Below are 24,653 nucleotides of genomic sequence, written 5' to 3'. Positions count from 1 at the left end.
ATCCGTCCGGAACCCACATCATGCCGCCGATCGAGGCCGATCTTCCCGAGACCGAGCTGCCCGACGCGCAGAGCCGTCTCATCGCCGGGGCGGTGCGCGAGGCGCTGGCCCGCCGCCGGATGTCGCGGCAGGCGCTGGCGGATGCGGCCCGCATCAGCATCTCGACACTCGAGAAGGCGCTGTCCGGCCGCCGCCCCTTCACCCTCGCGACCACTCTGCGCCTGGAGGAGGCGCTGGATCTGCCCCTGCGGGTTCAGGCCGCCGCGCCGCCGGTGGCGAGCGCGGAGAAGGCGCGCCACGCGCCGGAGGAGTTCGGCTCCTACACCCGCGAGGCGGTGGCCTTCCTCGAAGGGCGCTACCTGACCCTGCGCCCCTCCTTCGGGCAGGCCGGGGCGATCTTCGCCTATCGCACCGAGATCGCCTGGGATGCCGAGAGCGCCCGCCTCGTCTTCCGCGAGGCCGAGCGGCTCGACGCGCCGTTCGCCCAGTCCGGCACCGTCTCGGTGCCGAACCAGTCGGGCCAGATCTACCTCGTCACCAACTTCCAGGGGCAGTACCGCCTCGCCGTGCTCGGGCGGCCGACGATCCAGGGCGAGATGTTCGGCATCCTCACCACCCTGTTCTCCGGCCGCGGCACGCAGCTCACCCCTGCCGCGACCCCGCTCGCCCTGGTGCCGGAGCGCGGGGCGCTGGCCGAGGGCGCGCAGTACGGACGCATCACCGCCGGGATGTCCTGCGAACCGGCCTACCGGCAGATCCTCGCCCGAGTGCGCGAGGATGTGTTCGCGGTGTTTCCGGGATGCGAGGGCTGAGCCCCGCTCTCACGCGGTGCTCGACAGCTTCATCAGCACGAGGCCGCTGACGATCAGGCCCGCCGCCAGGATGCGGGTGGCGCTCATCGCCTCGCCCAGGAAGGCGATGCCGACGATGAAGGCGCCCACCGCGCCGATGCCGGTCCAGATCGTGTAGGCGGTGCCGAGCGGCAGGCTGCGCATCGACCAAGCGAGGCAGGCGAAGCTTAGGCCCATGGCGACGAGGGTGACGACGCTAGGCCAGAGGCGGGAGAACCCCTCCGACTGCTTCATCGCGAAGGCCCAGACGACCTCCAGCAGACCGGCGACGACGAGAACGATCCAGGCCACGGCAGCCTCATGCGATTCATGAGCCGGGCCGTCCCGGACTTGGACCCTGATGGGGGAGGACGTTGCCTCTCGCCGGATCAGCTAAAGCCGGGCGCGCGGGAGTCACGTGTGCCATCGCACGGCGGCCGGCGCGGGCTACTCCAGCCGCACCACCACGCTGTCGCTGGCGCCCGCCGCGTCCATCACCGAGATGCGCGCGAAGCCCGCGCCCTCCGGGCTCCATTCCGCCTGCCGACGCATCGCCTCGGCCACGGGCAGGCCGTCGACCATCCAGGTCAGCGGCGGCTGGCCGCCGAGCGCCTTGAGGGCGAGGCGGGCCTGCGCCCCCTCACTGAGTCCGAGATCGACCCGGGCGCCGTCCGGCGGATAGGCGATCTTGAGCGGCACGCCGAGCGTCGCCGCGAAGGTCTTGGGGGCGTCGCGGCGGATGTGGCGCAGGGGCGGAGGCAGGGCGGCGGTGGCGACAACGAGGGCGTCGCGGGGGCGGGGCAGGGCCTCCGGCTCGCCGCCGAACCGGGCGAAGGCGTCGAACAGGATCGGGGCCGCGTGGCTGCGCCCGACGAGGCCCGGCACCGAGGCGCCGTCGGGGCGGCCGATCCAGACGGCGATCGTCACGCGGGCATCGAACCCCACCGCCCAGGCGTCGCGGTAGCCGTAGGAGGTGCCGGTCTTGAAGCTGATCCGGCCGGGCAGGGCGTTCTCCGGAGGCGGGGCCCCGCGCAGGATGTCGGCGATGTACCAGGCGGCCACCGGATCGGCGATCCGCCGCTCCGGTTCGGGCGCGGCGGGCGGCCCGTCGAGTCGCCGGGCGAGCGCCGGCACGCTGCCCCCTCGGGCGAGCCCCGCGTAGAGCCGGGCGAGGTCGCTCAGCGTGATGCCGAGGCCGCCCAGCGCCACCGGCAGGCCCGGCGCGGTGTCGCGTGGCAGCAGGATCGTCGCGCCCGCACCCCGCAGCCGCGCGACGAAGCGGGCGGCGCCGACCGCGTCGAGGAGATCGACGGCGGGCAGGTTCAGCGACTGCTGCAACGCCACCCGCGCGGTCACCGTGCCGCGATAGCCCATGTCGAAGTTTTCCGGGGCGTAGCTCGCGGCGAAGCGCGCCGGGCGGTCGTCGAGCAGCGTTTCGGGGTGGGCGAGCCCGTTCTCGAAGGCGAGGGCGTAGATGAAGGGCTTGAGCGCCGAGCCCGGCGAGCGCACGGCCCCGGTCGCATCGACCGCACCGGCGCGGGCGGCGTCGAGATAGCCGGCGCTGCCGACATGGGCGAGCACCGCGCCGGTGCGGTTGTCGAGGGCGAGGATCGCGGCGGAGAGCGCCGGGCCGGCGGCCGCCGCGCGCTCGGCGGCCAGCGCCTCGAGGCTCGCCTGAAGGCGGGCATCGAGCGTCAGGTGCTGCACCCGCGCCTCCGGGTCGGCGGCGTGGGCCTGCTCGGCGGCGTGGGCCGCGAGCATCGGGAATTGTTTTCGCAAGGCCGGCACCGGCTCGGCCTTGGCGGCGCGGGCCTCGTCGGCGGTGAGCACGCCGCGTTCCGTGGCGATGTCGAGCACCCGGTCGCGGGCGCGCCGGGCGTTGGCGGCAAAGCGGTCGGGCCGGCGTGCCTCCGGCGCCTGCGGCAGGGCGACGAGGAGGGCGCTCTCGGCGAAGGACAGGCGGGCCGGCTCACGGCCGAAATAGGCGAGGCTTGCCGCCCGCACCCCCTCGACCGGGCCGCCATAGGGGGCGAGCGCGAGGTAGAGGTCGAGCACGCCCGCCTTGCCGAGCGTACGCTCCAGCTCGAGCGCGCGGACCATCTGCCGGAGCTTCGCGAGAAGCGAGCGCTCGCTGCGCGGCTCGACGAGGCGGGCCACCTGCATCGACAGGGTCGAGCCGCCCGACACGATTCTGCGGGAGATGAGCCACTGCCACGCGGCCCGCAGCGTGGCGGCGGGGTCGATGCCGGGATGGGTGTCGAAGCGGCGATCCTCGTAGGCCTTGAGCATGGCGAGGTATCGCGGATCGACCTCCCCCGCCGCGACCGGCAGCCGCCAGCGCCCGTCGGCGGTGGCGAAGGGGCGCAGCAACTGGCCCTTCCGGTCGAGGATGACGGTAGAGCGGAGATGGGCCTGCGTCAGGTCGAGGGGCGGGAGCGTGGCGGCGTAGCGCCAGAGGGCGAGGGTAGGAACGGAAACCGCGAGGAAAGCCGAGAGAGCGCAAAGGATGACGACGCGTTCTCTCCCGCCTGCTCCGCAGACACCCTCCCCCGCAGAGGGGGGAGGGAAAGCGGCGCCGCGTCTCATCTCACTTCGCCGAGATCACCTCGACCGATCCGAACGCGGTGCGTCCGAACCGCTCGGGGCGGTACATGTCCTCCACGCTCGCGCCCGGATGCACGTAGTGGCCCGGTGAGACCACGCGCACGGTGTAGGCCGCCGAGAAGAAGGCCGATTGCTCCGGCGTGCGGTCGTAGGCGGCCACGAACCGGTCGTCGCGGAACTCGGTATGGACCGGGGCCACCTCGCTCTTGGCGAAGCTGAGGCCCGAGAGCGCGTCGGCGTCGAGCAGCTTCGGGTTGTCGATCTCCAGCCCCGCCGGCAGGCGGTCGACCAGCAGCAGGCGCCCGGCGCTGGCCTTGGCCTCGGTCACCTTCAGCACCACGACGAAGCGGTCGTTCTGGCGGAGCGGCTTGGCGAGATCGACCGGGCTGCCGTCGAGCCGGTAGACCGCGCGCTCCACCGAAAAACCCTGGGAGGCCGCAGGCTCCGGGGCGATCGGGTTGCCCTGGACGCCGACCGCGACCGGCACCGCCTCGCGGCCGGCATTGACGATCCGCACCGGCCGCGCCTCCAGGGCGGGTGCCCGGTAGAGCCGCGACAGCGGACCGGTCTCGGTCTTACCGTCGACGGTCAGCGCGAGGCTGTCGGATTCCTTGGCGAGGCTTTGGGCTGCCAGCACCATCCAGGCATTCTCCTGGGTGCTGGTGGAGCGGCCGTCCGCCCGCTCCTGGCCGAGCACGGCGGCGACCGGCTGGAGCGTCGCTTGCGAGAACCCGGCTTCGGCCGAGAGCGCCAGCAGGGCGGCGCCGTCGCGCAGGCGCGAGCCGTAATCGGCGCGGTAGGCGCCCTTGTCACGCTCGGCCTGGAGCGCCTGCAGAGCCGCCTCGAAGCCTTTTTGCGCCCGGCCGCGATCCCCCAGCAAAGCGAGGGCCGCGGCGAGCTGCCCGCGGCCCAAGGGGGTGGCGAAGTCGGCGAGCTTGGTGTCGGCGAGGTAGCGCAGGTCGCCCATCACGGGGCGGCCGTTCCGGGCGAGCACGTAGGCCGCGTAGGCGAGGTCCGTGCCGCCGTTCTCGACGTTCGTCGTGTTGGCCACCGTGTTGCGCAGGCGGTCGAGGGCGCTGTTGAAGGCGGTCTGCGGCACGGCGAAGCCGCGCTCGCGGGCGCGGGTGAGGAAGTCGGTGACGTAGGCGGTCAGCCACGTGTCGCCGGCATTCTCCGTCGACCACGCGCCGAAGGCGCCGCTCGAATCCTGGCGCGCCAGCACCCGCTCGATCGCCCCGCGCACCCGCTCGTCGAGCCCGCCGTCGAGGCCGAGCTTCTCGCCCGCCGCGAGCGCGTTGACGTAGAGGAGCGGCATCGCCCGGCTGACGATCTGCTCGGAGCAGCCATAGGGGTAGCGGTCGAGCGATTGCAGCAGGGCGGCGACGTCGATGCCGCCCAGGCGATTGGCCGAGACGGAGACCGCGCCGGTGCCGGGCAGGATGTCGGCGAGCAGGTCGGGCGTCAGGTCGAGGCCGGCGCCGGGCTCGAGCGGGCGCACGTTCCGGCGCACCAGCGCGCCGGTGCCGGGATTGATCCCGAGCGCGAAGGACTGGCCGGCGCTGCCCTGGATGCCGGGGCCGGTCAGGCTCACGTCGAGCCGGGCCGTGCCGGGGCCGGCGGCGGTGATCGGGATCACCAGCTGCCCCTTGGCGCCGGCCTCCAGCCGCATCGTCGAGCGCACCGCCTCGCCCGCCACCACGACGGGGCCGGTGAGGTCGAGATCGACGGTGTAGTCGCCCGCTCCACCCTCCACGTTGTCGAGGGCGACGAAGAAGCGCGAGCGGTCGCCGACATTGAGGAAGCGCGGCAGGGTGCCGGTGAGCACCACGGGATCGCGCACGATCACGTCGGCCTGGGCTTGGCCCACCCTGGCCTTGGTCCAGGCGGTCGCCATCAGCCGGGCGGTGCCGTTGAAGGCGGGCAGCTCCAGCGGGATCCTCGCCGTGCCGTCGGCGCCGACCGTGACCACGCCCGAATAGAGCGCGAGCGGCGCCTGGGTCGGCGGGGCGTCGGCGAGTTCGGCCGCGCCGCCGTCGCCGCCGGAGCGGATCGCGCCGAGCGTGCCCTGCATGCCGTCGATCAGGTAGCCGTAGAGGTCGCGGATCTCCGGGCCGAGGGCCTTCTGGCCGAAGAAGTACTGGAACGGATTCGGCGCCTCGTAGCGGGTCAGGTTGAGGATACCGACATCGACCGCCGCCAGCGTCACCCGCGCCTCCTCGCCGGGGCTGAGGCCGGCGAGTTTTACGGGCACGGTGAGCGTGCCGCGGGGGCGTACCTTCTCCGGCGCCTCGATCGAGACGGAGAGGCCGCGCTTCTCCTTGTCGACCGAGAACCACGCCACCCCGAGCGCCCGGCCCGGCATCCGCTTGGCCGATTGGTCGAGCGGCCGATAGGCCGTGGCGACGAGGTAGGCGCCCGCGCCCCATTCCGCCTTCACCGGGATGTCGACGCTGGTGCCGCCCTCCGCCACCGCCACATCGCGAATCTCGTGGACGCGGTCGCTGACGATGGCGAGCGTCGCGGTGCCGGTGAATTTCGGGGCGAGCCGGGCCCGCAGCCGCTCGCCCGCGGCGTAAGCCGGCTTGTCGAGGGTGAGGTCGAGGAGGTCGGGCACGTCAGCGGTCTCGGAGCCGCCCCAACCGACGGTGAAGGAGACGCTCGCCGCCGCCTGCGGCTGACCCGGCACGCTGGCCTCCAGGCGGTACTGGCCGAAGCCGACGGGCACGGCGATGCGCGCGGGCGCGTCGGCGGTGGTCGCCACGCGCCCGTCGGCGACGCGGCGGCTCGACTTGACCGGCTCGAAGCTCCAGCGCCCGTCGGCGCGGTACCATTGGTAGGTCCGCTCGACCTTCGAGAGCGTCCAGGCCACGCCGTCCTGCGGCAGGCGCCGCCCGTCGGGCGCGGCCATCACCACGTCGAAGGTAGCCGTCGCGTTCTCAGCGAGATCGCCGCCGAAGTTTTTGCGGATCGCCAGCACGGGCTGGGTCGGCAGGATGGGCAGCGTCACGCTGCGGCTCAGCGCCCGGCCGCCCGGCTCGCCGACGGCGAGGGTGATTTTTGCTTCGAGCGCGCGGGGGGCGGCGACCTCCTGCACCGGCACGGTGATGCTGGCTTTTCCCTGCGCGTCGGTGGTGGCCTTCCCGTCGATCTCGGCGGTCGTCGCCTCCACTGCCTCGTCGTCGAGGCCGATGGAGAAGCCCTCCAGCCCCTTGATGCCGGGATTGGCCGCCGCCTGCACCGCGACCGAGCCCGAGACGTCGAGCCCCGAGCCCGGCGCGCCGTAGAGGTAGCGCGCGGCGACATCGATGACCGCCGGTTCGCCGCGGGTGAGCGTCGGCGTCTTCGGGGTGAGGCTCACCTCCAGCCGCTCGGGGACGTAATCCTCCACGAGCCAGCTCGCCTCGCCGACCGGCGGCGCCTTCGGATCGGTATAGGCGGAGACGCGCCACGTGCCGTGCATCGCGCCCGCCATCAGCGGCAGGGCGAGCGAGCGCCCGCCGAGTCCCTCGTCGGCAACGGCAGCACGGCGGTACTCGACGCCGTCGGGCCGCTTCACCACCAGGGTCAGCGGCAGGCCGGCGACCGCCGCTCCCTGCGGGTCGCGCAGGAGCGCGGTGAGCTGCACCGTCTCGCCGGAGCGGTAAACGCCGCGCTCGGGGAAGACATAGGCCTCGGCCCCGCCCGGTGCCGGGCGGCCCTTCACTCCGCGGTCGGAGAGATCGAAGGCGCCGAGCGCCAGATCGAGGAAGCCGTAATCGTCGCCGAGTTGCGCCACCACGAGGCCCGGCGCCAGCCCGCCCTCGCCGCGGGCGAGGCCGCTCGCGAAGGCGGCGTGGCCCTGGCCGTCGGTCTTGGTACTGGCCAGCACGTCGTTGTTGCGGGCGACCAGCCGGATCTCGGCGCCGGAGACGGTCTTGGCGCTGGCGAGCGAGCGGGCGAAGACGTGGACGCCGTCGCGGCCCTTGAAGGCGGTGAGCCCGAGATCCGAGACGACGAACCACTGCGTCGCCTGCGCCTCGTAGCCACCGTACTCGTCCTCCGACGAATCCGTGGTGCCGGTGGGCTTGGCCAGCATCAGGTAGAGGCCGGGCTCCAGCTTGCCGACCGCCTGGAGCACGGGGAAGGCGGTCACCGCCTCGCGGTTGGTCTCGGCCTTGGCGGTATCGAGGGTGCCCTTCCAGACGCGCTGGCCCTTCTGGTCGGCGATGGTCCTGGCCGTCGAGCCGCTGAGCTGGCTCAGGAATTCCTCCGAGCGCAGCGCGGGCAGCAGGCCGCGGTCGCCGATGCGCAGCACCTCGACGTCGAGCTTGGCCGCATTGACCGAGACCAGCGGCACGCCCGCCTGTCCCGTGCGCGGCAGGACATAGTTGCGCCCGGTGAAACGCACCTGGGGCGAGCGGTCGCGAACGTAGACCTCGTAATCGGCCGATTTCAGCAGGCTTTCGCCGACCGAAGAGGGCAGGCCCTGGCGCACGACGAAGGCGTAGCGTTCGGAATGCTTCAGGCCGTCGACGCAGACCTGGGAGCCCTCCGCCGTGACGGCGGCGTTGGCCGCGCCCGAGACCGCGACGTAGGGCGTGTAGTCGGTCTTCGGCAGAAGGCTTTCGGAGAAGGTGAAGCAGACCCGCGGCGCGGCGGCATCCGAATCGACCTTGTAGTCGAGGATGCGGAAACCGTGCTCGGTGCGCAGCCGCTCGTAGGCCGCGCGGGTCTGCGGGTCCTCCTTGATCCCGAGGCTCGCCCGGTAGGCTTCCAGTGCCGGCCGCCACTCGGACTGGGCGGCCTGGATCTCGCCGAGCCGGGCCAGCGCCCGTGCCTCGTCCGCCGGATTGCGGGCGCGCAGGTAGCCCTGGTAGGCGGCGGCGCTCGCGCGGCCCTTCAGCTTGAACCGGGCGGAATAATCGGCGCGCTCCTCGTCGTTGCCGGCCGCGATGGCCGCGCCGGCGTAGTCGAGCCAATTCCGAGCATCGTTCGGGTCGGCCGCGACGGCGGCGGCGTAGGCGTTCAGCTCGGCATCCGGCTCGGCCCCCTCGCTCCGCGCGGCCACCTCCGCCTCGCGGCGCCACTGCGCGGCGGTTTTCGCGCCGGGGGGCGCCTCGCTCCTGAGCGCGGTCTCGAGGCGGACACCCGCGCTCGCCAGTGCCTCGCGCAGGAAGGTTTTCGTGACCGGGGCGGTTGCCGATTTCGGCGGTGCGACGGGGCGCGGCGTCTGAGCCGGGGCCGGGGCACCGAGCAGCGTCGCGCCGATCAGGGCCGCGCCGAGGCGCCCGAGACTTCTGCCTTGGGACATGCGCTCGTTTCCTCCGACCGGTGCGCCCGAACCACGGGCGTCAGCGGCCGGCAAGCTATCACTTGCCGCGCCGGCCGCAACGCTTGCGCGGCGCTGCGGCCGGGACGACGTTCAGGAAGACCTTCAAGGAGATGCGAGACAGGCGGCAAACCAGAGCCACGCCGGCGAGGGGTGGTCGCTCGCGACTTGTAGGCGCCCCCTTCCCGCTGGCATCATCGCCGAAAGATTTCCCAGCAGATTCTCTGCCCATCCTCCCTGAACATCGAATCGAACGGTGGCGATGACGGTACGGATGAACGCTTTTCGCACCGGCTTTCCGGCCCTGCTCGCCGCCGGCCTCGCGTCGGGAGCCCTCGCGCAGGCGCCGGTGCCACCGGCCCCGCCGGTGCGGCCGAAGCCCGCCGCGCCGATCCCGCCCGCGCCCGATCCCGCCTTCGAGGCGGCGCGGACGGCTTTCGAGGCCCTGCCCGAGGCGGAGCGGCGGGGGCTGCAGGACGCGCTTGTCTGGACCGGCGACTATAATGGCGTGACGACCGGCGCCTTCGGCAAGCGCAGCTTCGAGGGCATCCAGACCTACCAGACCCGCACGGGCGCCGCGCCGACGGGCCTGCTCACGGCGGCAGAGCGCGCGGCGCTCAAGCGCGAGGCCGAGGAGGCGCGCCGGGCCGCGCGCTTCAAGGTCCAGCCCGATCCGGTGAGCGGTGCGGTGATCGGCGTGCCGGAAGCGCTGCTGCCGCGGAGGACCGCGATCCCCGGCGGCACCCGCTGGCAGAGCCCCGACGGGCGGGTGACCCTCGACACCAAGTCCTTCCCGCAGGGCGAGACCAGCCTCGACGCCCTGTTCGAGCGGGCCACCGCCGCGATGCCCGGCCGCAAGGTCACCTACAAGCTGAAGAAGCCGGACTTCATCGTCGTCACCGCCGAGACGGCGGGCGGGCGCTCCTACATCCGCTACGCCGAGGGCCCGGCGGGCATCCGCGGCTTCACCCTCGGCTACGACCGGGCGCTGGCGGAGTCGGTCGATCGTCTCGTCATCGCGGTGGCCAACAATTTCACGCCCTTTCCCGAGGAGGCGCCGGCTGCGGCCGCCGGCCCGACCCAGCGCGCTCCCGCCCCTGCGATGGCGGTCGCGCCCGCCGCGCCGCCGTCCGGCGCACAGGCCGAGGCGCGCCCCGCCGGGACCGGCCTGCTTCTCGGCGGCGGCCGGGCGCTGACGGTGGCCTCCGTCCTCGAAGCCTGCGCCGCGCCCCGGGTCGCCGGTGCGGCGGCGCGGATCGAGCGCCGGGATGCGGCGGGCAGCCTCGTGCTGCTCTCCGCCGAGGGGCTCGCGGGTGCGCCGCCGCCGCTGCGCACCGAGGCCGTGAGCGAGGGCGAGGCCCTGCTCGTGCTCGGGGCCCAGGCCAACGGGCGCCCGAGCGTCGCTCCCGCCGCCGCCGTGGTCGAGGGCGTCTACGCTCCGCTCCAGCCCGGCGCGGCCGGCGCGCCGGTGCTCGACCGCTCGGGCCGTCTCGTCGGACTCGTCGCCCGGTTTCCCGCCGCGCCCCGCCTGGTCGCCGGGGTGATGCCGCCGACGCGCTACGGCATCGTGCCGGGGAAGGCCGTCGCGGTCTTCCTCGGCGAGAGTGGCGTTCCGGGCAAGACGGGCGCGCTGCCCGCGAAAGACGCCGCGACGACGCTGGGCGGAGCGGCGGCGCCGGTTCTCGGCGCGGTCGTGGCGATCACCTGCACCCGGTGAGCGGCGGCGAGGGGCTCAGATCCGGCCCGTCGCCAGCAGGACGATCAGGATGATGAGCAGGATGCCGCCCAGCCCGAAACCGGGCCCGCGGAAGCGCCCGCCGCCGTAGAAGTTGCCGCCGCCGAAGAGCAGCAGGATCAGCAGAATGAGCAGGATGGTGGTGAGCATCGAAGGCGTGTCTCCCGATCGCTCAAACACCCTCGCTTGAGCACCGACAGCAACGCTTCCTCCGGCGATTTCGTTGCCGGCTCAGTGCGGATCCTGCGGTCGGCGGCTCACGCTCGCCAGTCGGGCAGGGCGTCGGCGGACGGGCCGAGCCAGTCCGGAACCGGCAGGCCGCGCTCGCCCAGGAAGGCGGGATTGAACAGCTTCGAGGCGTAGCGCGCGGCGCCGTCGCAGAGGATTGTCACGATGGTGCGGCCGGGCCCGAGTTCGCGGGCGAGCCGGATCGCGCCCGCGACGTTGATGCCCGACGACCCGCCGAGCGAGAGCCCCTCCTCGCGCATCAGGCCGAAGATGATGCCGAGCGCCTCCGCGTCCGGAACCCGGAACGAGAAATCGGGGGTGAACCCTTCGAGGTTTCGCGTCACGCGTCCCTGGCCGATCCCTTCGGTGATCGAGGAGCCCTCCGCCTTGAGGGTGCCGGTGCTGTAATAGGCGTGGAGCGCCGAGCCCTCGGGATCGGAGAGAGCGATCTTCACCCCCGGCTTCGCCGCCCGCAGCGCCTCGGCCACGCCCGCCAGCGTGCCGCCGGTCCCCGCCGCGCAGACGAAGCCGTCGACCGCGCCGCCGGTCTGCGCGAAAATCTCGGGACCGGTCGCCTCGATATGGGCGCGGCGGTTGGCGGTGTTGTCGAACTGGTCGGCGAAGAAGGCGCCGGCCGCTTCCGTCTCGGCCAGCCGCTCGGCGAGGCGGCGGGCGGCGTGCACGTAGTTGTTCGGGTTGGCGAAGGGGACGGCGGGCACCTCGACGAGCCGGGCGCCGGCCAGCCGCAGCGTCTCCTTCTTCTCCGCCGACTGCGTCTCGGGAATGACGATGAGGGTGCGGTAGCCGCGGACGGACGCCACCAGGGCCAGCCCGATCCCGGTGTTGCCCGCCGTGCCCTCGACGATGGTGCCGCCGGGCCGGATCAGGCCCCGGGCCTCGGCGTCCCGCACGATCGAGAGCGCGGCCCGATCCTTCACCGACAGGCCGGGGTTCAGGAATTCCGCCTTGCCGAGAATGGTGCAGCCGGTCTCCTCGGAGGCGCGGCGCAGCCGGATCAGGGGCGTGCCGCCGATGGCGGCGAGCACGTCGGGGGAGACGGCGGGGGATGCGGACATGCGGCCTTCCTGAACGCCCGCGGCGGGCGGCGGGTCAGGCAGGCTTAATCAACCGATTTTCAGGAATCCAGGTAGCCCGCCTCCCGCAGGGCGTCGGCGACGGCAGTAAAGAAGGGATCATCCGCCGCATCCTCCTCCGGCGGCAGCGCTCTCTCGCCGGCGAGGGACGAGGCGTCGTCCGGGGAGAAGTCCTCGAAGGCTGCCGGCTCCGCCGAACTCCCGACCGAGACGGCGGACGCGCCGAGGCCGAACAGGGCGGCGGCGGTGAGAAGGGTCTCGTTCAGGGAGATCATGGCCGGATCCTGTCTCGAAACGGGACGTCGCGAGCCTAGTCCGTTAACCAAATCTTGGCAATATTACGGGGGCGGAGGGAAAACAGTGAATCGGTCCTCGGTGCGCCGGCCGCTGTGGCCGCGCTGCCGCATCGGACGGCCCTGTGGATCGCGCGGCGGTTCAGCGCCGGTTCAAGCGCGGCGGCGCAGGACGGGACCTGTGATCTTCCTGCATCGGTTTGAGCGAACCGGGCCGCGCCGGCGCCGCAATCGGGTGGGATGAGCACTCCGTCAAGCTTCTCTCGCTAGACGCTCTCCTCGCGGCGGCCCCCGCCGCCCTCGACGCCTGCCCGATTTCCTCTCAGCCGCGAATCCAATCCATGACGGTCGTCGTCCTCATCGCCTGCAACCTGCTGCTCGCCGGGCTGTTCTCCCTGGTCGCCGTCGCTCTCGACTGAGCGTCCCGCGGCCCCGTTCGAATCCCCACCGCAGAATCCAGAGACCCCGGGCGCCCCGTCGCGGCCGGGGTTTTCCGGCCATGCGCCCATCCTCGGGCGATCACGGGCGCGTCGTGTGATCCTGCGGCGTGTCCAGGCGGTCGATGAGGGTCTCGAGGCGCTCGCCCACCGGCTCGGTCAGGCTGTCGGCGAAGTGGCTGCGCAGGCTCTTGCCGAGGTGGCGGCGCACGCTCGGGCTCAGCGGTGGCGTGGTGATCGCGCCCCTGGCGCGTTTCGTCTCGGCGACTGGCTTCGTCACGGATCGTCTCCCGTCCGGTGCCGGAAGCGGCTGTCACAGGGTGTCCGCCCGATCCGGGCGGACGCCGTGGCGGCCAGCCCGCGCGGCGCTCGAGCGAAGCCCACATCCGCCGTTCCCAGGGGACCAGCCGGATCTGGCATGCGGCGACGATCTTGGGTGCTGGAGGGTTAAGGCGAGTTTTACTGCCGCCGCCAAGAAACGATTAACCCTCCGCGCCCGCGGCGCGGAGGGTCCGTTCTTCGAAGCGTCGCTCCGCCCGACTTCTCGCGTTCCTACCGCGTCGTCGGCAGGAGCAGGTCGGGCAGCCACATGGCGATGCCCGGTACGAGGCAGAGCAGGACGATCGCCACGCCCATCAGGATCACGAAGGGCAGGGTGCCCCAGATGATGTCCTTGAGCGGAATGTCGGGGGCGATGTTCTTGATGACGAAGATGTTGAGCCCCACCGGCGGGTGGATCAGCCCCATCTCCATGGTGATCGTCATCACCACGCCGAACCAGACGAGGTCGAACCCGGCGGCCTTCAGCGGCGGCAGGATGATCGGCGCCGTCATCAGGATGATCGAGACCGGCGGCAGGAAGAAGCCGAGCGCGATCACCAGCGCCAGGATGGTGGCGAGCAGGACCCAGGGGGAGAGCTGCATCGCGACGATGGCCTGGGCCGCGGCCTGGCTGATGTGAAGGTAGCTCATCACGTAGGCGTAGAGGAGCGACATGCCGATGATCAGCATCAGCATGGTCGATTCCCGCAGCGTCGCCGTGAGGATCGGGTCGACATCGCGGAAGCGCCACACGCCGTAGATCACCGCGATCAGGGCGAGCGCCAGCAGGCCGCCGAGGCCGGCGGTCTCGGAGGGCGTGGCGTAGCCGCCGTAGAGCGCGACCATGACGCCGGTGAGCAGCACCACGAAGGGCAGCACCCGCGGCAGCGTCGAGAAGCGCTCGCGCATGCTGTAGGTATCCTCCTTGAGGATCGGGTGCTGCGTGCCCGTCCGCTCGTAGGCCGCTTTCGCGGCCGCGAATTCCGAGCGGAAGCGGTACACCGACCAGCTGGCGAACAGCGCGACCAGGAGGAAGCCCGGCCCGATCCCGGCGAGGAACAGCCGTCCCAGCGACTGCTCGGCGGCGACCGCGTAGAGGATCATGGTGATCGAGGGCGGCAGCAGGATGCCGAGCGTGCCGCCCGCGGCGATGATCCCGGCGGCGAAGCCCGGCGAGTAGCCGCGCTTGCGCATCTCCGGAATGCCCGCCGAGCCGATCGCCGAGCAGGTGGCGGGCGAGGAGCCGGCCATCGCCGCGAACAGGGCGCAGGCGAACACGTTGGCGATGCCGAGCCCCCCGGGGATGCGGTGCATCCAGGCGTGCATCGCCGAGTAGAGATCCTGACCGGCCCGGCTCCGGCCGATCGCCGCACCCTTCAGGATGAAGAGCGGGATCGAGAGCAGGGTGATCGAGGCCATCTCCTCGTAGACGTTCTGCGCCACCGTATCGAGCGAGGCGGCGGGCATGAACGCGTACATGAAGGCGAGGGCCACGAAGCCCAGGGCGAAGGCGATGGGGATGCCCGAGAGCATCGCGCCGAGCGTCGCCCCGGCATAGAGGAAGCCGATCGCGGCGGTGCTCATGCCTTGCCTCCCGTCCTCGTGGCCGGCCGAGTCGGGGCCGCCTTCGGTGTGATCGTGCTCTCCAGGATGTCCGGCCCCTCGGGCGTCAGATCCGGGCGGTCGCGCATATCGCGGTTGACGTCCGCCCCGATCCCGATCTTCGGCTTGGCCCAGCCGGCGCTGCGGGGGCCGTAGAGGACGGCTTCGGCGATCTGCAGGACGAATTGCAGGCTGAGCAGGCTCATGCCCGCGGCCATCAGCAGGTAGGGGATCCAGAGCGGCGGCCCCCAGGTCGATTGCGAGATCTGGCCATCCTCCCAGGCCTCGTGGAACAGGCTCCAGCTCTTCCAGGCGAAGAACGCCACGAAGGCGAGGCTGACGATGTCGACAAGGACGAGGCGCATCCGGTTGACGGCCGGCGAAAGCAGGCCGGTGAGCGCCTCGATGGCGACATGGCCGCGCTTGGCCTGGACGCCGGCCGCCGACAGGAAGGTCGCGCCGACGATCAGGAACACGGCGGTCTCGTCCTGCCACTCCGTCGGCTCGTGCAGGACGTAGCGGATCAGCACGGAGTAGCTGAGCACGAGGCAGGCGGCGACGAGCGCGATGCCGCCCAGCACCAGGATGAGGTGGTTGAGCCGGCGCGTCGTCCGGTCGATGACGCCGAGCAGTCCCGGAATCCGGGACGCCTCGGCCTTGTGGGGCTCGGAAGCGGCCGAGGCCGCGTCGAAGGCGTGGCTCACGCGACCTTCTCCGCCAGCTTGAGCAGCTCAGCGCAGCTCGCGTTCTTGTTGGCGAAGTCCTTCCAGGCGGTGTCGCGGGCGATGTCGCGCCACTTGCCGAGCGTCGGCTCGTCGAGCTGCACGACCTTGGCGCCGGCCTTGCCGAACACCTCCTCGACGCGGGTGTCGTCGGCCTTGGCGCCCTCCTGGCCGAAGCTCTCGAGCTCGGCGCCGACCGCCATGATGAGATCCTGCTGGTCCTTGGGCAGGCCGGAGAACACGATCTTCGACATCATGATCGGCTCCAGCATGAACCAGTAGGAGCGCTCCCGGCCCGAGGTCAGGGCCTTGGAGATTTCCTCCAGGCGGAACGAGATCAGGCTGGTGGAGGAGGTCAGCACCGCATCGCAGGCGCCGGTCTGCATCGCGGCGTAGGATTCGTTCGACGGCAGCGAGAGCGTGGCGGCGCCCGCCTGCTTCATCATCAGGTCCATCTCGCGCGAGCCGCCGCGGACCTTCATGCCCTTGGCATCCTCGGGCGTGAGCAGCGGGCGCTCGCGGCTCGCCACGCCGCCGGCCTGCCAGACCCAGGAGACGAGGATGACGCCCTTGGCCTCCAGGATCTCGGTGATCTTGCGGCCCACGGGGGCGTTCTTCCAGGCGAGGGCCTGCGCGTAGGAGGGGACCAGCGCCGGCATCAGGCCGATATTGAGTTCCGGCACCTCGCCCCCGGCATAGGGGGAGGGGTAGAGCGTCATGTCGAGCGCGCCCTTGCGGATCGCGCTGAACTGGGCGTTGGTCTTCATCAGCGACGAGCCGGGATAGACCTGCACCTCCATCGCACCCTTCGAGCGCTCCTTGAGCGCCGCCGCGAACTTGCGGCACATCCGGTCGCGGAAGTCGCCCTCGTCGATCGAGCCGCCGGGGAACTGGTGCGAGAGCTTCAGGGTCGTGGCGGCCTGAGCCGAGCCGGTCCCGAGCTTGAGCAGAGCCGGCGCGGCAAGCCCGGCCGCGAGGAGATGGCGGCGGTTGAGCGTCATGGCGTTTCCTCTTCGAATACCGCTCGCGCGGCTTCTGCCATTGTCCGTTGCTTCGGACTTTTTGCAGCGCACAATATACGTTTCAGCGCAGCATTTAATGCAAGATCGCGTCATCTTGCATATTTTGTCAACGCCCTTGAATATGCATCGGCAGGGAATCGCCGATGAACCGACCGATGAATCAGACCCAGCGCCTCAGGCAGACGATCGAGGACGAGATCGTCGAGGGGCGTCTCGCCCTCGGGGCGCGGCTCGACGAGACCCAGCTGGCCGAGCGCTTCGGCGTCTCGCGCACGCCGATCCGCGAGGCGCTGCTGCAGCTGGCCGCGACCGGCCTCGTCGAGACCAAGCCACGCCGCGGCATGGTGGTGAGCGCCCCCGAGCCGGGGCATCTCCTGGAGATGTTCGAGACGATGGCGGAACTGGAAGCCGCCTGCGGACGGCTCGCCGCGCGGCGCCTCACGCCGGAGCTCGAGGCGGAGCTCAAGGGGGCGCTCGCGGCGTGTATCCGGGCGGCCTCGACGGGGGATCCGGAAGCCTATTACGGTGAGAACTACGTCTTCCACACCGTGATCTACCGCGCTTGCCGCAACGACTTCCTGTGCGGGCAGGCGCTGGCGCTGCATCGCCGCCTCTCCCCCTACCGGCGTCTCCAGCTGCGCACCCGCCACCGGGTGGCGCAGTCGCTCGCCGAGCACGAGGCGGTCGTCACGGCGATCCTCGCCGGAGACGGCGCCGCCGCCGCCGACCAGCTCCGCCGCCACGTGCTGATCCAGGGCGATGGGTTCTCGGAGCTGGTGGCCAATTTGCGGGCGCTGGACCACAGCGCGGCGTGAGTGTGGCCGGGACTGCCGCCTCCGGCGCTCTGGCAGGGACGGCGCGGAGGCCGTAAGCTCAAGCTTCGCGGTTCGCCGTAGAGGTTTCCCCTTGTTCGCCCGCCCCCATTCAGGCGCCCTGTCCGGCGCGCTCGTCCTGATGGCTCTCGCCTGTCCGCCGGCCCTCGCGCAGCCCACCGGACGGCCGGTCTACGAGGGCGCAGGCGGCGATCCGCGGATCTCGGTCTCCCAGCCGGAATCGACGAGCCAAGCCTCGGGCGGCTACGTGCGCTCGATCGAGCCCTCGCTCGGGCCGCTCGGCGACCCGTTCGGCCTGCGGCCCCTGCTGAAGCAGCGGGGCATCGAGTACAGCCTCACCTACATCGCCGAGACGCTGGGCAATCCTGTCGGCGGCCTCCGCCAGGGGGCGATCGTCGAGGACCGGCTGAATCTGCGGCTCAACCTCGACCTGCAGCGGCTCGCCGGCTGGGACGGCGCCACGGTGCACGCCAACGCCTACTTCATCCACGGCACCGGCCTGTCACGCTACTATGTCGGCAACCTGTTGGCGACGAGCGTGATCGAGGCGCTGCCCTCATCCCGCCTCTACGTGCTGTGGCTCGACCAGCAGCTCTTCGACGGCCGGCTCGGCATCAGGGTCGGCCAGCAGGCGGCCGATACCGAGTTCTTCGTCAGCCAGACCGCGACCCTGTTCGTGAACTCGACCTTCGGCTGGCCGGCGATCACCGGACTCGACCTGCCGAGCGGCGGCCCGGCCTATCCGCTCGCGGCGCCCGCGATCCGGGCCAAATACGTGCCGGGCAACGGCTTCTCGCTCCAGGCCGGGCTCTACGACGGCGATCCGGCCGGCGCCAACCGCCCCGGCGACGACCCGGAGGCGCAGCGCCTCGACCGCACCGGCACCAACTTCCGCACCCGCGATCCCGCTCTCGTCGTGGCCGAGGCGACCTACGCCTTCAACACGGAGAAGGATGCGAAAAGCCTGCCCGGCGACATCACGCTGGGCGGCTGGCAACATTTCGGGCGCTTCGAGAGCTTGCGCATCGACCAGACCGGCCTGCCGCTCGCCGACCCGAACGCGACCGGCATCGGCCGGAAGCTCCGCGGCAACGCCGGGATCTACGCGATCTACGACCAGACGCTCTACCGCGAATCCGGCAAGGACGACGAGGGGCTCGGCTTTTTCGTGCGCGCGGCGTGGTCGCCGACCCGCTCCAGCCTCGTCTCGGCCTATCTCGATACCGGGCTCGCCTACAAAGGCCTGTTCGAGGGCCGCGACGACGACACGGCCGGCCTCAGCCTCGCCTATGTCCGCCTCTCCGACGACGCGCGCCGCTCCGACATCGACACCATCGTTCTGACCGGCACGGCGATGCCGCGTCGGCGGGCCGAGACGGTGATCGAGGCGACCTATCAGGCGGTGGTGGTGCCCGGCTTCACCCTGCAGCCGGACGTGCAGCTGATCCTGCATCCGGGCGGCGGCATCGCCAATCCGCGCGACCCCGAAGGCCGCCGGGTGCGCAACGCCGCCGTGCTGGGGTTGCGTGCGACGGTTCAGTATTGAGGGGATTTCGGGATTTGAGGCTCGAAGGCTTCCACCGAGCTTGGCATCCTACGATGCGATCGCCAAGTCCGTGCGGGTGACATCCCGACCTTTGAAGAGGATCGGGACGCGACCGGAGGCGGCGCAGGCGTAGGAGAGACAGTCGGCGAAACCGAGCTGCGCCGGGTGGCCCCGACCCTTGCCGTAGCGATCGAAGGCATCGACCCCACGGCGGGCGACGGCATCGTCGATCGGGACGACGGTGGTCCCCGCTGTCGCCAGGAAGGCGTCGTACATCTTCTGGGCCACCGCGATCGGAAGGCCGAGGATGCGCGCGAGGTTGATCGTCGCCTCAAGGCCGACATGCGGACCGGTTTCCCGACCTCCGGCAGCTTCGATGCAGGCGACGAAAGCGGTCGCTTCGGGTTCGCCGGCCAGAATGGCGGCGACCGCCGACGTGTCGATGAACATTCAGCGCGTCCACAAGGCGTCGCGCTCGTCCTCGTTCAGAGGCGGAGCGGTCGGCCGGTCGGCTTTCGCCAGTGCCGCAGCGCGGATTGCGGCCACGCGCTCGATCAGCGGGGTGGCCTCGTCGGCCCGCTTGATCTCACGCTGCAGGGCAAGCTTGATCGCGGCGGTGAGGGTGGGGACGCCGGACTTCCTCATGACGGTTTCGGCCAGCGTTCTGACTTCCTCAGTCCTGATGCTGAGCATGACAGGCCTCCGTATCAGGCGCCTTTGTACATACGCATCGGTTGTGATTGTTCATACGGGACTTCGCGCCGCTGCGGACCGATGGTGGTCGTTCTCGCACACCGGGATCGGCGTCGGCCGAGCACCGACACCAATTCCGGGCTCTCACCCTCAGAACGACGCCCGCACGCCGCCGAACACGCTGCGGCCGTTGCCGGGGAAGAACGCCGCCGGGCCGCCCGCCACGGTGGCGGCATTGGTCACCACCGCGATGTCGGAGATGTAGCGCTCGTCCGTCAGGTTGCGGGCATCGACGAACAGCGAGACGCCGTTGGAAAAGTCGATGCCGGTCTGGAGGCCGAGCAGGGCGTAGCCCGGCACCTTCAGCGTGTTGGCGTGGTCGGCGAACGCGCCCTGCGGCACCCAGTCGAGGGCGGGGGCGAAGTAGAAGCCGCTCGGATGCCGGTAGCCGAGCACCGTGCGCAGGACGTCGACCGGCACGCCGGCGATGCGGTTGTTGCCGAAGACCGGATCGCCGACGAAGCGGAAGTCGTTGTGGGTCCAGATCTGCGTGAGGGACAGCCGGTCGCCGTGGCCGGTCAGATCCTCGGTGAGGTCGAGGGTCAGCGCGGCCTCCACGCCCTGGTGGCGGGTGCGCGGAGCGTTGAAGGTCGCCGCCGGAATGTTCAGGCCGGGATTGGGCGTGAAGTTGATCAGCGCGTCGCGCAGCTCCGCCCGGTAGAGCGTCACGTCCCAGGCGAGCCGATCGATCCGGCCGCGGGAGCCGGCCTCGTAGGTCCAGGCGCGCTGGGCCGCGAGCGGCACGAAGGTGGTGCCGAGCGTGTTCGTCTGCGCGAGGTCGGAGAAGTCGGGCACGTCGCGCGAGCGGGTGACGTCGGCGAACACCTGGATGTCCGGCAGCGGCTGCCACAGCAGGCCGAGCTTCGGGTTGACGCCCTCGTAGGTGATGTTGGCGAAGCGCGCGGCGGGGCTCGCCGGCAGGCCGCCCCGGTTGCTGTAGGTGCGGTTCGAGGAGAACAGCTTGGCGCCGGTCATCAGCGCCATCTCGGGCAGGAACCAGAACCGGTTCTCGGCATAGGCCTCGTAGTTCGAGGCGCTCTGGCGGGCGTCGAGGGTCTGGGCGCCGCGCAGGCCCGCCACGTTCACGAATTGCCGCGCCTCGTTGATGCCGGCGAACGCCCGCAGGCCGAGGATCAGGTCGTTGCGGAAGCCGCCGAGATCGAACGTGCCGGCCCAGCGCGGCGCGACGCCGTAGGTCCAGCCGTCCTGATCGATCACCTGGAAGATCGGGTGGTAGAGGTTCTTGTGAATGGCCCAGGAATCGATGTCGAGGCGCCCGACCTCCAGCTCGAACGAGGTGCGGTTGGCGATCCGCTCCGTCGTGACCTTTCGCGATTGGTTGCCGGCGATCGCCGCCGGGTTGGCGAGGCGGGGATTGTTCAGCGCGTCGAGCAGCGAGAGCGAGCCGGGCAGCTTCTGGTCGGTGTCGTAGAAGCCGAGATAGAAGCGGGTCTCGACGCCCGGTGCGAGGCGGTAGCCGAAATTGGCGTTGAGATTGCGCGTGCGCTGCGTCTCGTGATCGCGGAATCCGTTGGAATTGGTCGCCGTGCCGGAGATCAGGACATCGGCCGGTCCCGAGATCCGCGAGACCTGAAAGTGCTCACGGATCGTGTTGAAGGTGCCTCCGTCGATCCGCAGGATATTCGGCGCCAGCGCCGTGTAGGCGGTCGGCGTCACGAAGTTCACCGCGCCGCCGAGCGTCGTCGCGCCGAAGGTCAGCGCATTGCCGCCCTTGTAGACCTCGACCGAGCGCAGGGAGAGCGGATCGATCTGATAGAAATCGCCGCTGCCGTCGGCGAGGTTGAGCGGGATGCCGTCCTGCAGCAGCTCGATGCCGCGGACGTGGAAGCCGCGGGCGATGCCGGAGCCGCGGATCGACAGGCGCATCTCCTGACCGTAGCGCTCCTGCACGAACACGCCGGGCACGTCTTTCAGCACGTCGCGCACGGTGTTGGCATACCGATTCTGGAACGTGGTCGCGTCGACGAAGGCGACCGAGCCGACGGTGGCGTTCACCGCCGCCCGCTGCGCGGCCACGCTCGGCACAGTGAGCGAGCCGGCCGTCTCGCCGGTGCCCGAGGGACGGCCGGTGCCCGAGGCGTCGCCGGAGACGCTGATCTCGGAAAGGGTGGCTGCGCTCTCCGGCGAGGCGATGGGCTTAGCAGGAGGCCGAGCAAGAGGCTTGGCAGAAGGCTCGGCAAGGGCCGGGGCGGTGAGGGCGAGGCCGGCGGCGAGCAGGGTCGAGGACAGGGCGGCGCGCGGCACGGCCCGTTGACGGGAAGGCATGACGAAAAGGTCCGTTGTCTGAAGGATCGGGTGAGGCGATCGATCAGACGACGGGAGGCGCGCGCGGACTCGGGCGCGTTCCCGGCGGCGCGCGCGGCAGGGCCACGATTTCGGCGCGCCACGCGACCAGGGCGATCCGCTGCGGCGGCCAGATGACGGCGGCGTGGGCGGGTTCCGGGACGTCGAGGCTCGGCAGGACGTGCGCGGCCTGGCAACAGGGCAGGTGGCCGTGCGCCGGATGCGGCTTCGAGGGACCGCCGGCCTCTCCGGAATCGGGGGCGCAGAGGATGTGGACGAGGCCGCTGTCCGGGCCGGCGGTTCCGGCGAGCGCGGCCGCGCCGAGGACGAGCTGCAGGGCGAGCGCGTAGAGCGCGGCCACGGCGATGACCGCGCGGCACACGGACCATCCCGGCAGGCGCCCTCGCATGGCCGCCAGCTACGGCCAAGCTCGCGCCGAGGTCAATGCCCAAGCCAATGCCAAGGTCAACGCGAAGGTCATTGCCAGTGCCAAGGTCGACCGATGCGGGATCGGGACGAGCCTGTTTTCCGTCCCGGCCGGCCGAAGGGCGGGCGCCGTGCCGTCACGAAGCCCGGGACGATCAAGAATTGCGGCCGGCGGCGACCAGTTTCCGCAGCTGCTTCAGCGCGAGCGCGTGCCCGGCATTCAGGTCGAGCGGTCCGGCGAAGCCGCCGTCGCGGTCCATCATGTAGACCATCAGCGTGTGCTCCAGGGTATAGTCGCCGCCGGGCAGCGGCACCCGCTTCACGAAGGCTCGGTAGTCGCGGATCACCCCCTCGATCTGCTGCGGCGTGCCGGTCAATCCGGTGATCCGGTCGGTGAACGAGGCCATGTACTCGCGCATCACCTCCTGCGTGTCCCGCTCGGGATCGAGGGTGATGTAGTAGGCCTGAAGGTCGCCGCCCTCGGCGGCGAACTCGTCGAGCAGGGTGCCGAGATCGGCCAGCGTCGTCGGGCAGACGTTCGGGCACTGGGTGAAGCCGAAGAAGACGAGGAAGGGCTTGCCCTTCAGCGCCCGAGAATCGACGGTGCCGCCCTTCGAGGATTCGAGCTGGAACGGGCCGCCGACCACCGACAGGGCCGAGGGTTTGTCCCCCCGCGGCAGGAGGGCGACCGTCGTCGCCACGATGCCGACGAGGGCCAGCGCGAAGGCGATCAGGATCAGCGTGCTCCCCCGCTTCGAGGCGGGGGAGGCGGCTTGGTCAGGTCGAGGCTCAGTGGCCATGGTCATGCCCCGCATGATCGTGCCCGGAAGGGTCGTGCGTGCCGCTCGCCGCCTCCGGCGCCTTGGCCGCGAGGCTCTCCACGGCGAACTCGACGGGGACGCGGCCCGCCCGCTCGAAGCTCAGCGTCCCCTTCACCCGCTCCCCCTTCTTCAGCGGGGCCTTCAGGTCGAGGAACATCAGGTGGTGGCCGCTGGGGGCGAGCGTCACCGTCTGGCCCGGCGGGATCTCCAGGCCGTCGGCGAGCGGCGCCATCTTCATCACGCCGCCTTCCATCGACATCGTGTGCAGCTCGCCGCGCCCGGCTGCGTTGATCGTGCCGCCGGTGAGCCGTTCGGGCTCCGTGCCGGTGTTCGTGACCGTGAGATAGCCGCCCGCGACCTTGGCCCCGCCCGGCGTGGCGCGCGACCAGGGATGGCCGATCTTGAGCGGGCCGGCGGTGTAGTCGTGGGCATGGGCCGGGCTGGTCACGGCAAGGCTGGTCACGGCAAGGCTCGTCACGCCGAGGCCGAGGCCGAGGGCGAGGAGGAGGGTGGACGGGAAAACGTGAAGGCGCATGGTCGTGTCTCCGTTCGCGGAGGAGAGGGAGCGCGCGGAACTCGAGCCCAGGATTCCGCCCTGTCGGCGGTTCTCCGATGAGGCTCCGGTGCGCGCGGCTGACGTCGCCGGCCGGTGCGGCCGCTCAGTGGTGATGCGGGTGACCGCCGGCATCAGGCGCGGCGGCGGGTCCGTTCGCGCCGGGTCCGTTAGCGCCGGGTCCTTGCGCGCCGATCGGCGCCACGGTGAAGCTCACCGGCACCGTCCCGGCTCGCTCGAAGGTCAGCGTGCCGGAGACCGTCTCGCCCGCCTTCAGCCCGTCCTTCAGGTCGAGGAACATCAGGTGGTAGCCGCCGGGCTTGAGCGCGACCTCGGCCCCCGGCGCGAGGGTGAGGCCGCCCTCGACGGGCGCCATCTTCATCACGCCGCCCTCCGTCGTCATCGAGTGGATCTCGCTCCGGCCGGCCCGGGGGATCGAAGCGCCGGTCAGGCGGTCGGGTTCGGTGCCGGTGTTGCGCAGGGTGACGTAGCCGCCGGCGACCTTCGCCCCGGCCGGCGTCGCCCGCAGCCAGGGCGCCTCGATCCCGATCGCCCCGGCCCGCGCGGCGGGCGCCGCCGGAGCCTGTGACGCTTGACCCTGCGCCGCCTGGGCCGCGGCACCTGAGGCGGCGACGATCCGCACCGCCGGGGCCGGCGCCTTCAGCGCCCGCGCCGACGCGCCTTCGGCCGGAACCTCGCTCCAGCGGTAGCTGCCCTGGGTGCAGTCCTGCTCGACGGGGAAGTAGATGGTCGCGCCGGGCGCGAAGGCATCCGAGACCCGGGCGAAGAAGGTGAACTCGTCGACCTGATCGTCGGGCAGGTTGCCGCCGGTCCAGGTGATCCGGGTGACGCCCTCGGAGACCTGTCCGTGGAAGGACGGGTAGGCGCGGGCATAGGCCGACTTGACCGTACTGATGGTCCAGCCGGGCTTCGGCATCGGCTTGGCGCCGGTCACGCCCTCGGGGATGGTGACGCTGACACGGGTCGTCGGGCGGCCGTCGCAGCCGTGCATGATCTGGACGACACCGCGATAGGCGGCATTGGGCGCGGCCTCCTTGCGCTCCAGAACGGCGTGGGCCGAAGCGGTCGAGACGAGCGCGGGAGCGATCAGGACGAGCGGCAGCCCGGCGGCGCGGAGACGCGTGCGAAGCGGAGCGGGACGAGAGGCGCGGGGGTAAGAGCGTGACTGAGAGCGCGACATGGGTGGTTCCGGTTGTCTGA

Annotated in this window: 22 protein-coding genes; 5 read left to right on the top strand and 17 right to left on the bottom strand. The window is 71.4% G+C overall.

Going from position 1 to position 24,653, the window contains the following annotated elements; all coding sequences use genetic code 11:
* The first annotated feature begins 20 nt into the window (after positions 1-20).
* Complete coding sequence (locus HNR01_RS25395) at positions 21-812, top strand: helix-turn-helix domain-containing protein (RefSeq protein WP_017484756.1); 792 nt, start codon at positions 21-23, stop codon at positions 810-812.
* A gap of 9 nt (positions 813-821) precedes the next feature.
* Here HNR01_RS25395 and sugE read toward each other — a convergent pair whose 3' ends face one another.
* From sugE to HNR01_RS25380, 3 genes are all read right to left on the bottom strand, one after another.
* On the bottom strand, positions 822-1,142 hold the full coding sequence (sugE, locus tag HNR01_RS25390) for a quaternary ammonium compound efflux SMR transporter SugE (protein WP_017484755.1): 321 nt from the start codon (positions 1,140-1,142) through the stop codon (positions 822-824).
* Positions 1,143-1,277: 135 nt separating this feature from the next.
* Positions 1,278-3,416 carry a penicillin-binding protein 1C gene (gene pbpC, locus HNR01_RS25385; protein ID WP_183670574.1) on the bottom strand — a complete coding sequence of 713 codons (2,139 nt, stop codon included), beginning with the start codon at positions 3,414-3,416 and terminating at the stop codon, positions 1,278-1,280.
* Between the two features lies 1 nt (position 3,417).
* Entirely contained in the window at positions 3,418-8,724 is a 5,307-nt protein-coding gene (locus HNR01_RS25380; protein ID WP_183670572.1) for an alpha-2-macroglobulin family protein, read from the bottom strand.
* Between the two features lie 292 nt (positions 8,725-9,016).
* Here HNR01_RS25380 and HNR01_RS25375 point away from each other — a divergent pair, with 292 nt between their 5' ends.
* The gene (locus HNR01_RS25375) at positions 9,017-10,459 is read left to right on the top strand and encodes a S1 family serine peptidase (protein WP_183670570.1); all 1,443 of its coding nucleotides are present in this window, start codon (positions 9,017-9,019) and stop codon (positions 10,457-10,459) included.
* 15 nt (positions 10,460-10,474) lie between these two features.
* Here the strand turns inward: HNR01_RS25375 and HNR01_RS25370 are convergent, their stop codons facing one another.
* The 3 genes from HNR01_RS25370 to HNR01_RS25360 all read right to left on the bottom strand — a co-directional run bounded on the left by HNR01_RS25370 (position 10,475) and on the right by HNR01_RS25360 (position 12,074).
* The gene (locus tag HNR01_RS25370; RefSeq protein WP_012453303.1) at positions 10,475-10,627 is read right to left on the bottom strand and encodes a DUF3309 family protein; all 153 of its coding nucleotides are present in this window, start codon (positions 10,625-10,627) and stop codon (positions 10,475-10,477) included.
* A 107-nt stretch (positions 10,628-10,734) separates the two neighbouring features.
* On the bottom strand, positions 10,735-11,781 hold the full coding sequence (locus tag HNR01_RS25365; RefSeq protein ID WP_017484751.1) for a cysteine synthase A: 1,047 nt from the start codon (positions 11,779-11,781) through the stop codon (positions 10,735-10,737).
* Positions 11,782-11,840: 59 nt separating this feature from the next.
* Positions 11,841-12,074 (bottom strand): hypothetical protein, encoded by a 234-nt coding sequence (locus tag HNR01_RS25360; protein ID WP_183670568.1) that lies wholly within the window; start codon positions 12,072-12,074, stop codon positions 11,841-11,843.
* 218 nt (positions 12,075-12,292) lie between these two features.
* On the opposite strand from HNR01_RS25360, the gene HNR01_RS25355 reads away from it, so the two are divergent.
* The gene (locus tag HNR01_RS25355; protein WP_183670566.1) at positions 12,293-12,511 is read left to right on the top strand and encodes a hypothetical protein; all 219 of its coding nucleotides are present in this window, start codon (positions 12,293-12,295) and stop codon (positions 12,509-12,511) included.
* A 100-nt stretch (positions 12,512-12,611) separates the two neighbouring features.
* On the opposite strand, the gene HNR01_RS25350 is transcribed toward HNR01_RS25355, so the two are convergent.
* From HNR01_RS25350 to dctP, 4 genes are all read right to left on the bottom strand, one after another.
* Complete coding sequence (locus HNR01_RS25350) at positions 12,612-12,809, bottom strand: hypothetical protein (protein WP_183670564.1); 198 nt, start codon at positions 12,807-12,809, stop codon at positions 12,612-12,614.
* A 272-nt stretch (positions 12,810-13,081) separates the two neighbouring features.
* Positions 13,082-14,434, bottom strand: a complete 1,353-nt coding sequence (locus HNR01_RS25345) for a TRAP transporter large permease (protein WP_017484747.1) — start codon at positions 14,432-14,434, stop codon at positions 13,082-13,084.
* Positions 14,431-15,156 (bottom strand): TRAP transporter small permease, encoded by a 726-nt coding sequence (locus HNR01_RS25340; RefSeq protein ID WP_183670562.1) that lies wholly within the window; start codon positions 15,154-15,156, stop codon positions 14,431-14,433. Before HNR01_RS25340 ends, HNR01_RS25345 begins: the two co-directional genes overlap by 4 nt.
* Complete coding sequence (gene dctP, locus HNR01_RS25335; RefSeq protein WP_017484745.1) at positions 15,153-16,175, bottom strand: TRAP transporter substrate-binding protein DctP; 1,023 nt, start codon at positions 16,173-16,175, stop codon at positions 15,153-15,155. Before dctP ends, HNR01_RS25340 begins: the two co-directional genes overlap by 4 nt.
* 164 nt (positions 16,176-16,339) lie before the next feature.
* Here dctP and HNR01_RS25330 point away from each other — a divergent pair, with 164 nt between their 5' ends.
* Together HNR01_RS25330 and HNR01_RS25325 are read left to right on the top strand one after the other, a co-directional pair.
* The gene (locus HNR01_RS25330; RefSeq protein ID WP_083920668.1) at positions 16,340-17,011 is read left to right on the top strand and encodes a GntR family transcriptional regulator; all 672 of its coding nucleotides are present in this window, start codon (positions 16,340-16,342) and stop codon (positions 17,009-17,011) included.
* A gap of 139 nt (positions 17,012-17,150) precedes the next feature.
* The gene (locus HNR01_RS25325; protein WP_246417660.1) at positions 17,151-18,575 is read left to right on the top strand and encodes a carbohydrate porin; all 1,425 of its coding nucleotides are present in this window, start codon (positions 17,151-17,153) and stop codon (positions 18,573-18,575) included.
* Positions 18,576-18,623: 48 nt separating this feature from the next.
* On the opposite strand, the gene HNR01_RS25320 is transcribed toward HNR01_RS25325, so the two are convergent.
* From HNR01_RS25320 to HNR01_RS25290, 7 genes are all read right to left on the bottom strand, one after another.
* Positions 18,624-19,025, bottom strand: coding sequence for a type II toxin-antitoxin system VapC family toxin (locus HNR01_RS25320; protein WP_183670558.1), 402 nt, complete (start codon positions 19,023-19,025; stop codon positions 18,624-18,626).
* The gene (locus HNR01_RS25315; protein ID WP_183670556.1) at positions 19,026-19,268 is read right to left on the bottom strand and encodes a type II toxin-antitoxin system VapB family antitoxin; all 243 of its coding nucleotides are present in this window, start codon (positions 19,266-19,268) and stop codon (positions 19,026-19,028) included.
* A 150-nt stretch (positions 19,269-19,418) separates the two neighbouring features.
* A complete protein-coding gene (locus HNR01_RS25310; protein ID WP_183670554.1) occupies positions 19,419-21,614 on the bottom strand; it encodes a TonB-dependent receptor family protein in 2,196 nt (731 codons plus the stop codon).
* 43 nt (positions 21,615-21,657) lie between these two features.
* Entirely contained in the window at positions 21,658-22,014 is a 357-nt protein-coding gene (locus tag HNR01_RS25305) for a hypothetical protein (protein ID WP_183670552.1), read from the bottom strand.
* A 199-nt stretch (positions 22,015-22,213) separates the two neighbouring features.
* A complete protein-coding gene (locus HNR01_RS25300; RefSeq protein ID WP_183670628.1) occupies positions 22,214-22,858 on the bottom strand; it encodes an SCO family protein in 645 nt (214 codons plus the stop codon).
* Complete coding sequence (locus HNR01_RS25295; RefSeq protein WP_183670550.1) at positions 22,848-23,414, bottom strand: copper chaperone PCu(A)C; 567 nt, start codon at positions 23,412-23,414, stop codon at positions 22,848-22,850. Before HNR01_RS25295 ends, HNR01_RS25300 begins: the two co-directional genes overlap by 11 nt.
* A gap of 124 nt (positions 23,415-23,538) precedes the next feature.
* Positions 23,539-24,633: a copper chaperone PCu(A)C domain-containing protein gene (locus HNR01_RS25290; RefSeq protein WP_183670549.1), complete on the bottom strand. Its 1,095-nt coding sequence runs from the start codon at positions 24,631-24,633 to the stop codon at positions 23,539-23,541.
* Between the last annotated feature and the right edge of the window lie 20 nt (positions 24,634-24,653).

It is taken from the genome of Methylorubrum rhodesianum (assembly GCF_014199985.1).
GTDB lineage: Bacteria > Pseudomonadota > Alphaproteobacteria > Rhizobiales > Beijerinckiaceae > Methylobacterium > Methylobacterium rhodesianum.
This window is presented reverse-complemented; position numbering and strand designations above follow the sequence as displayed.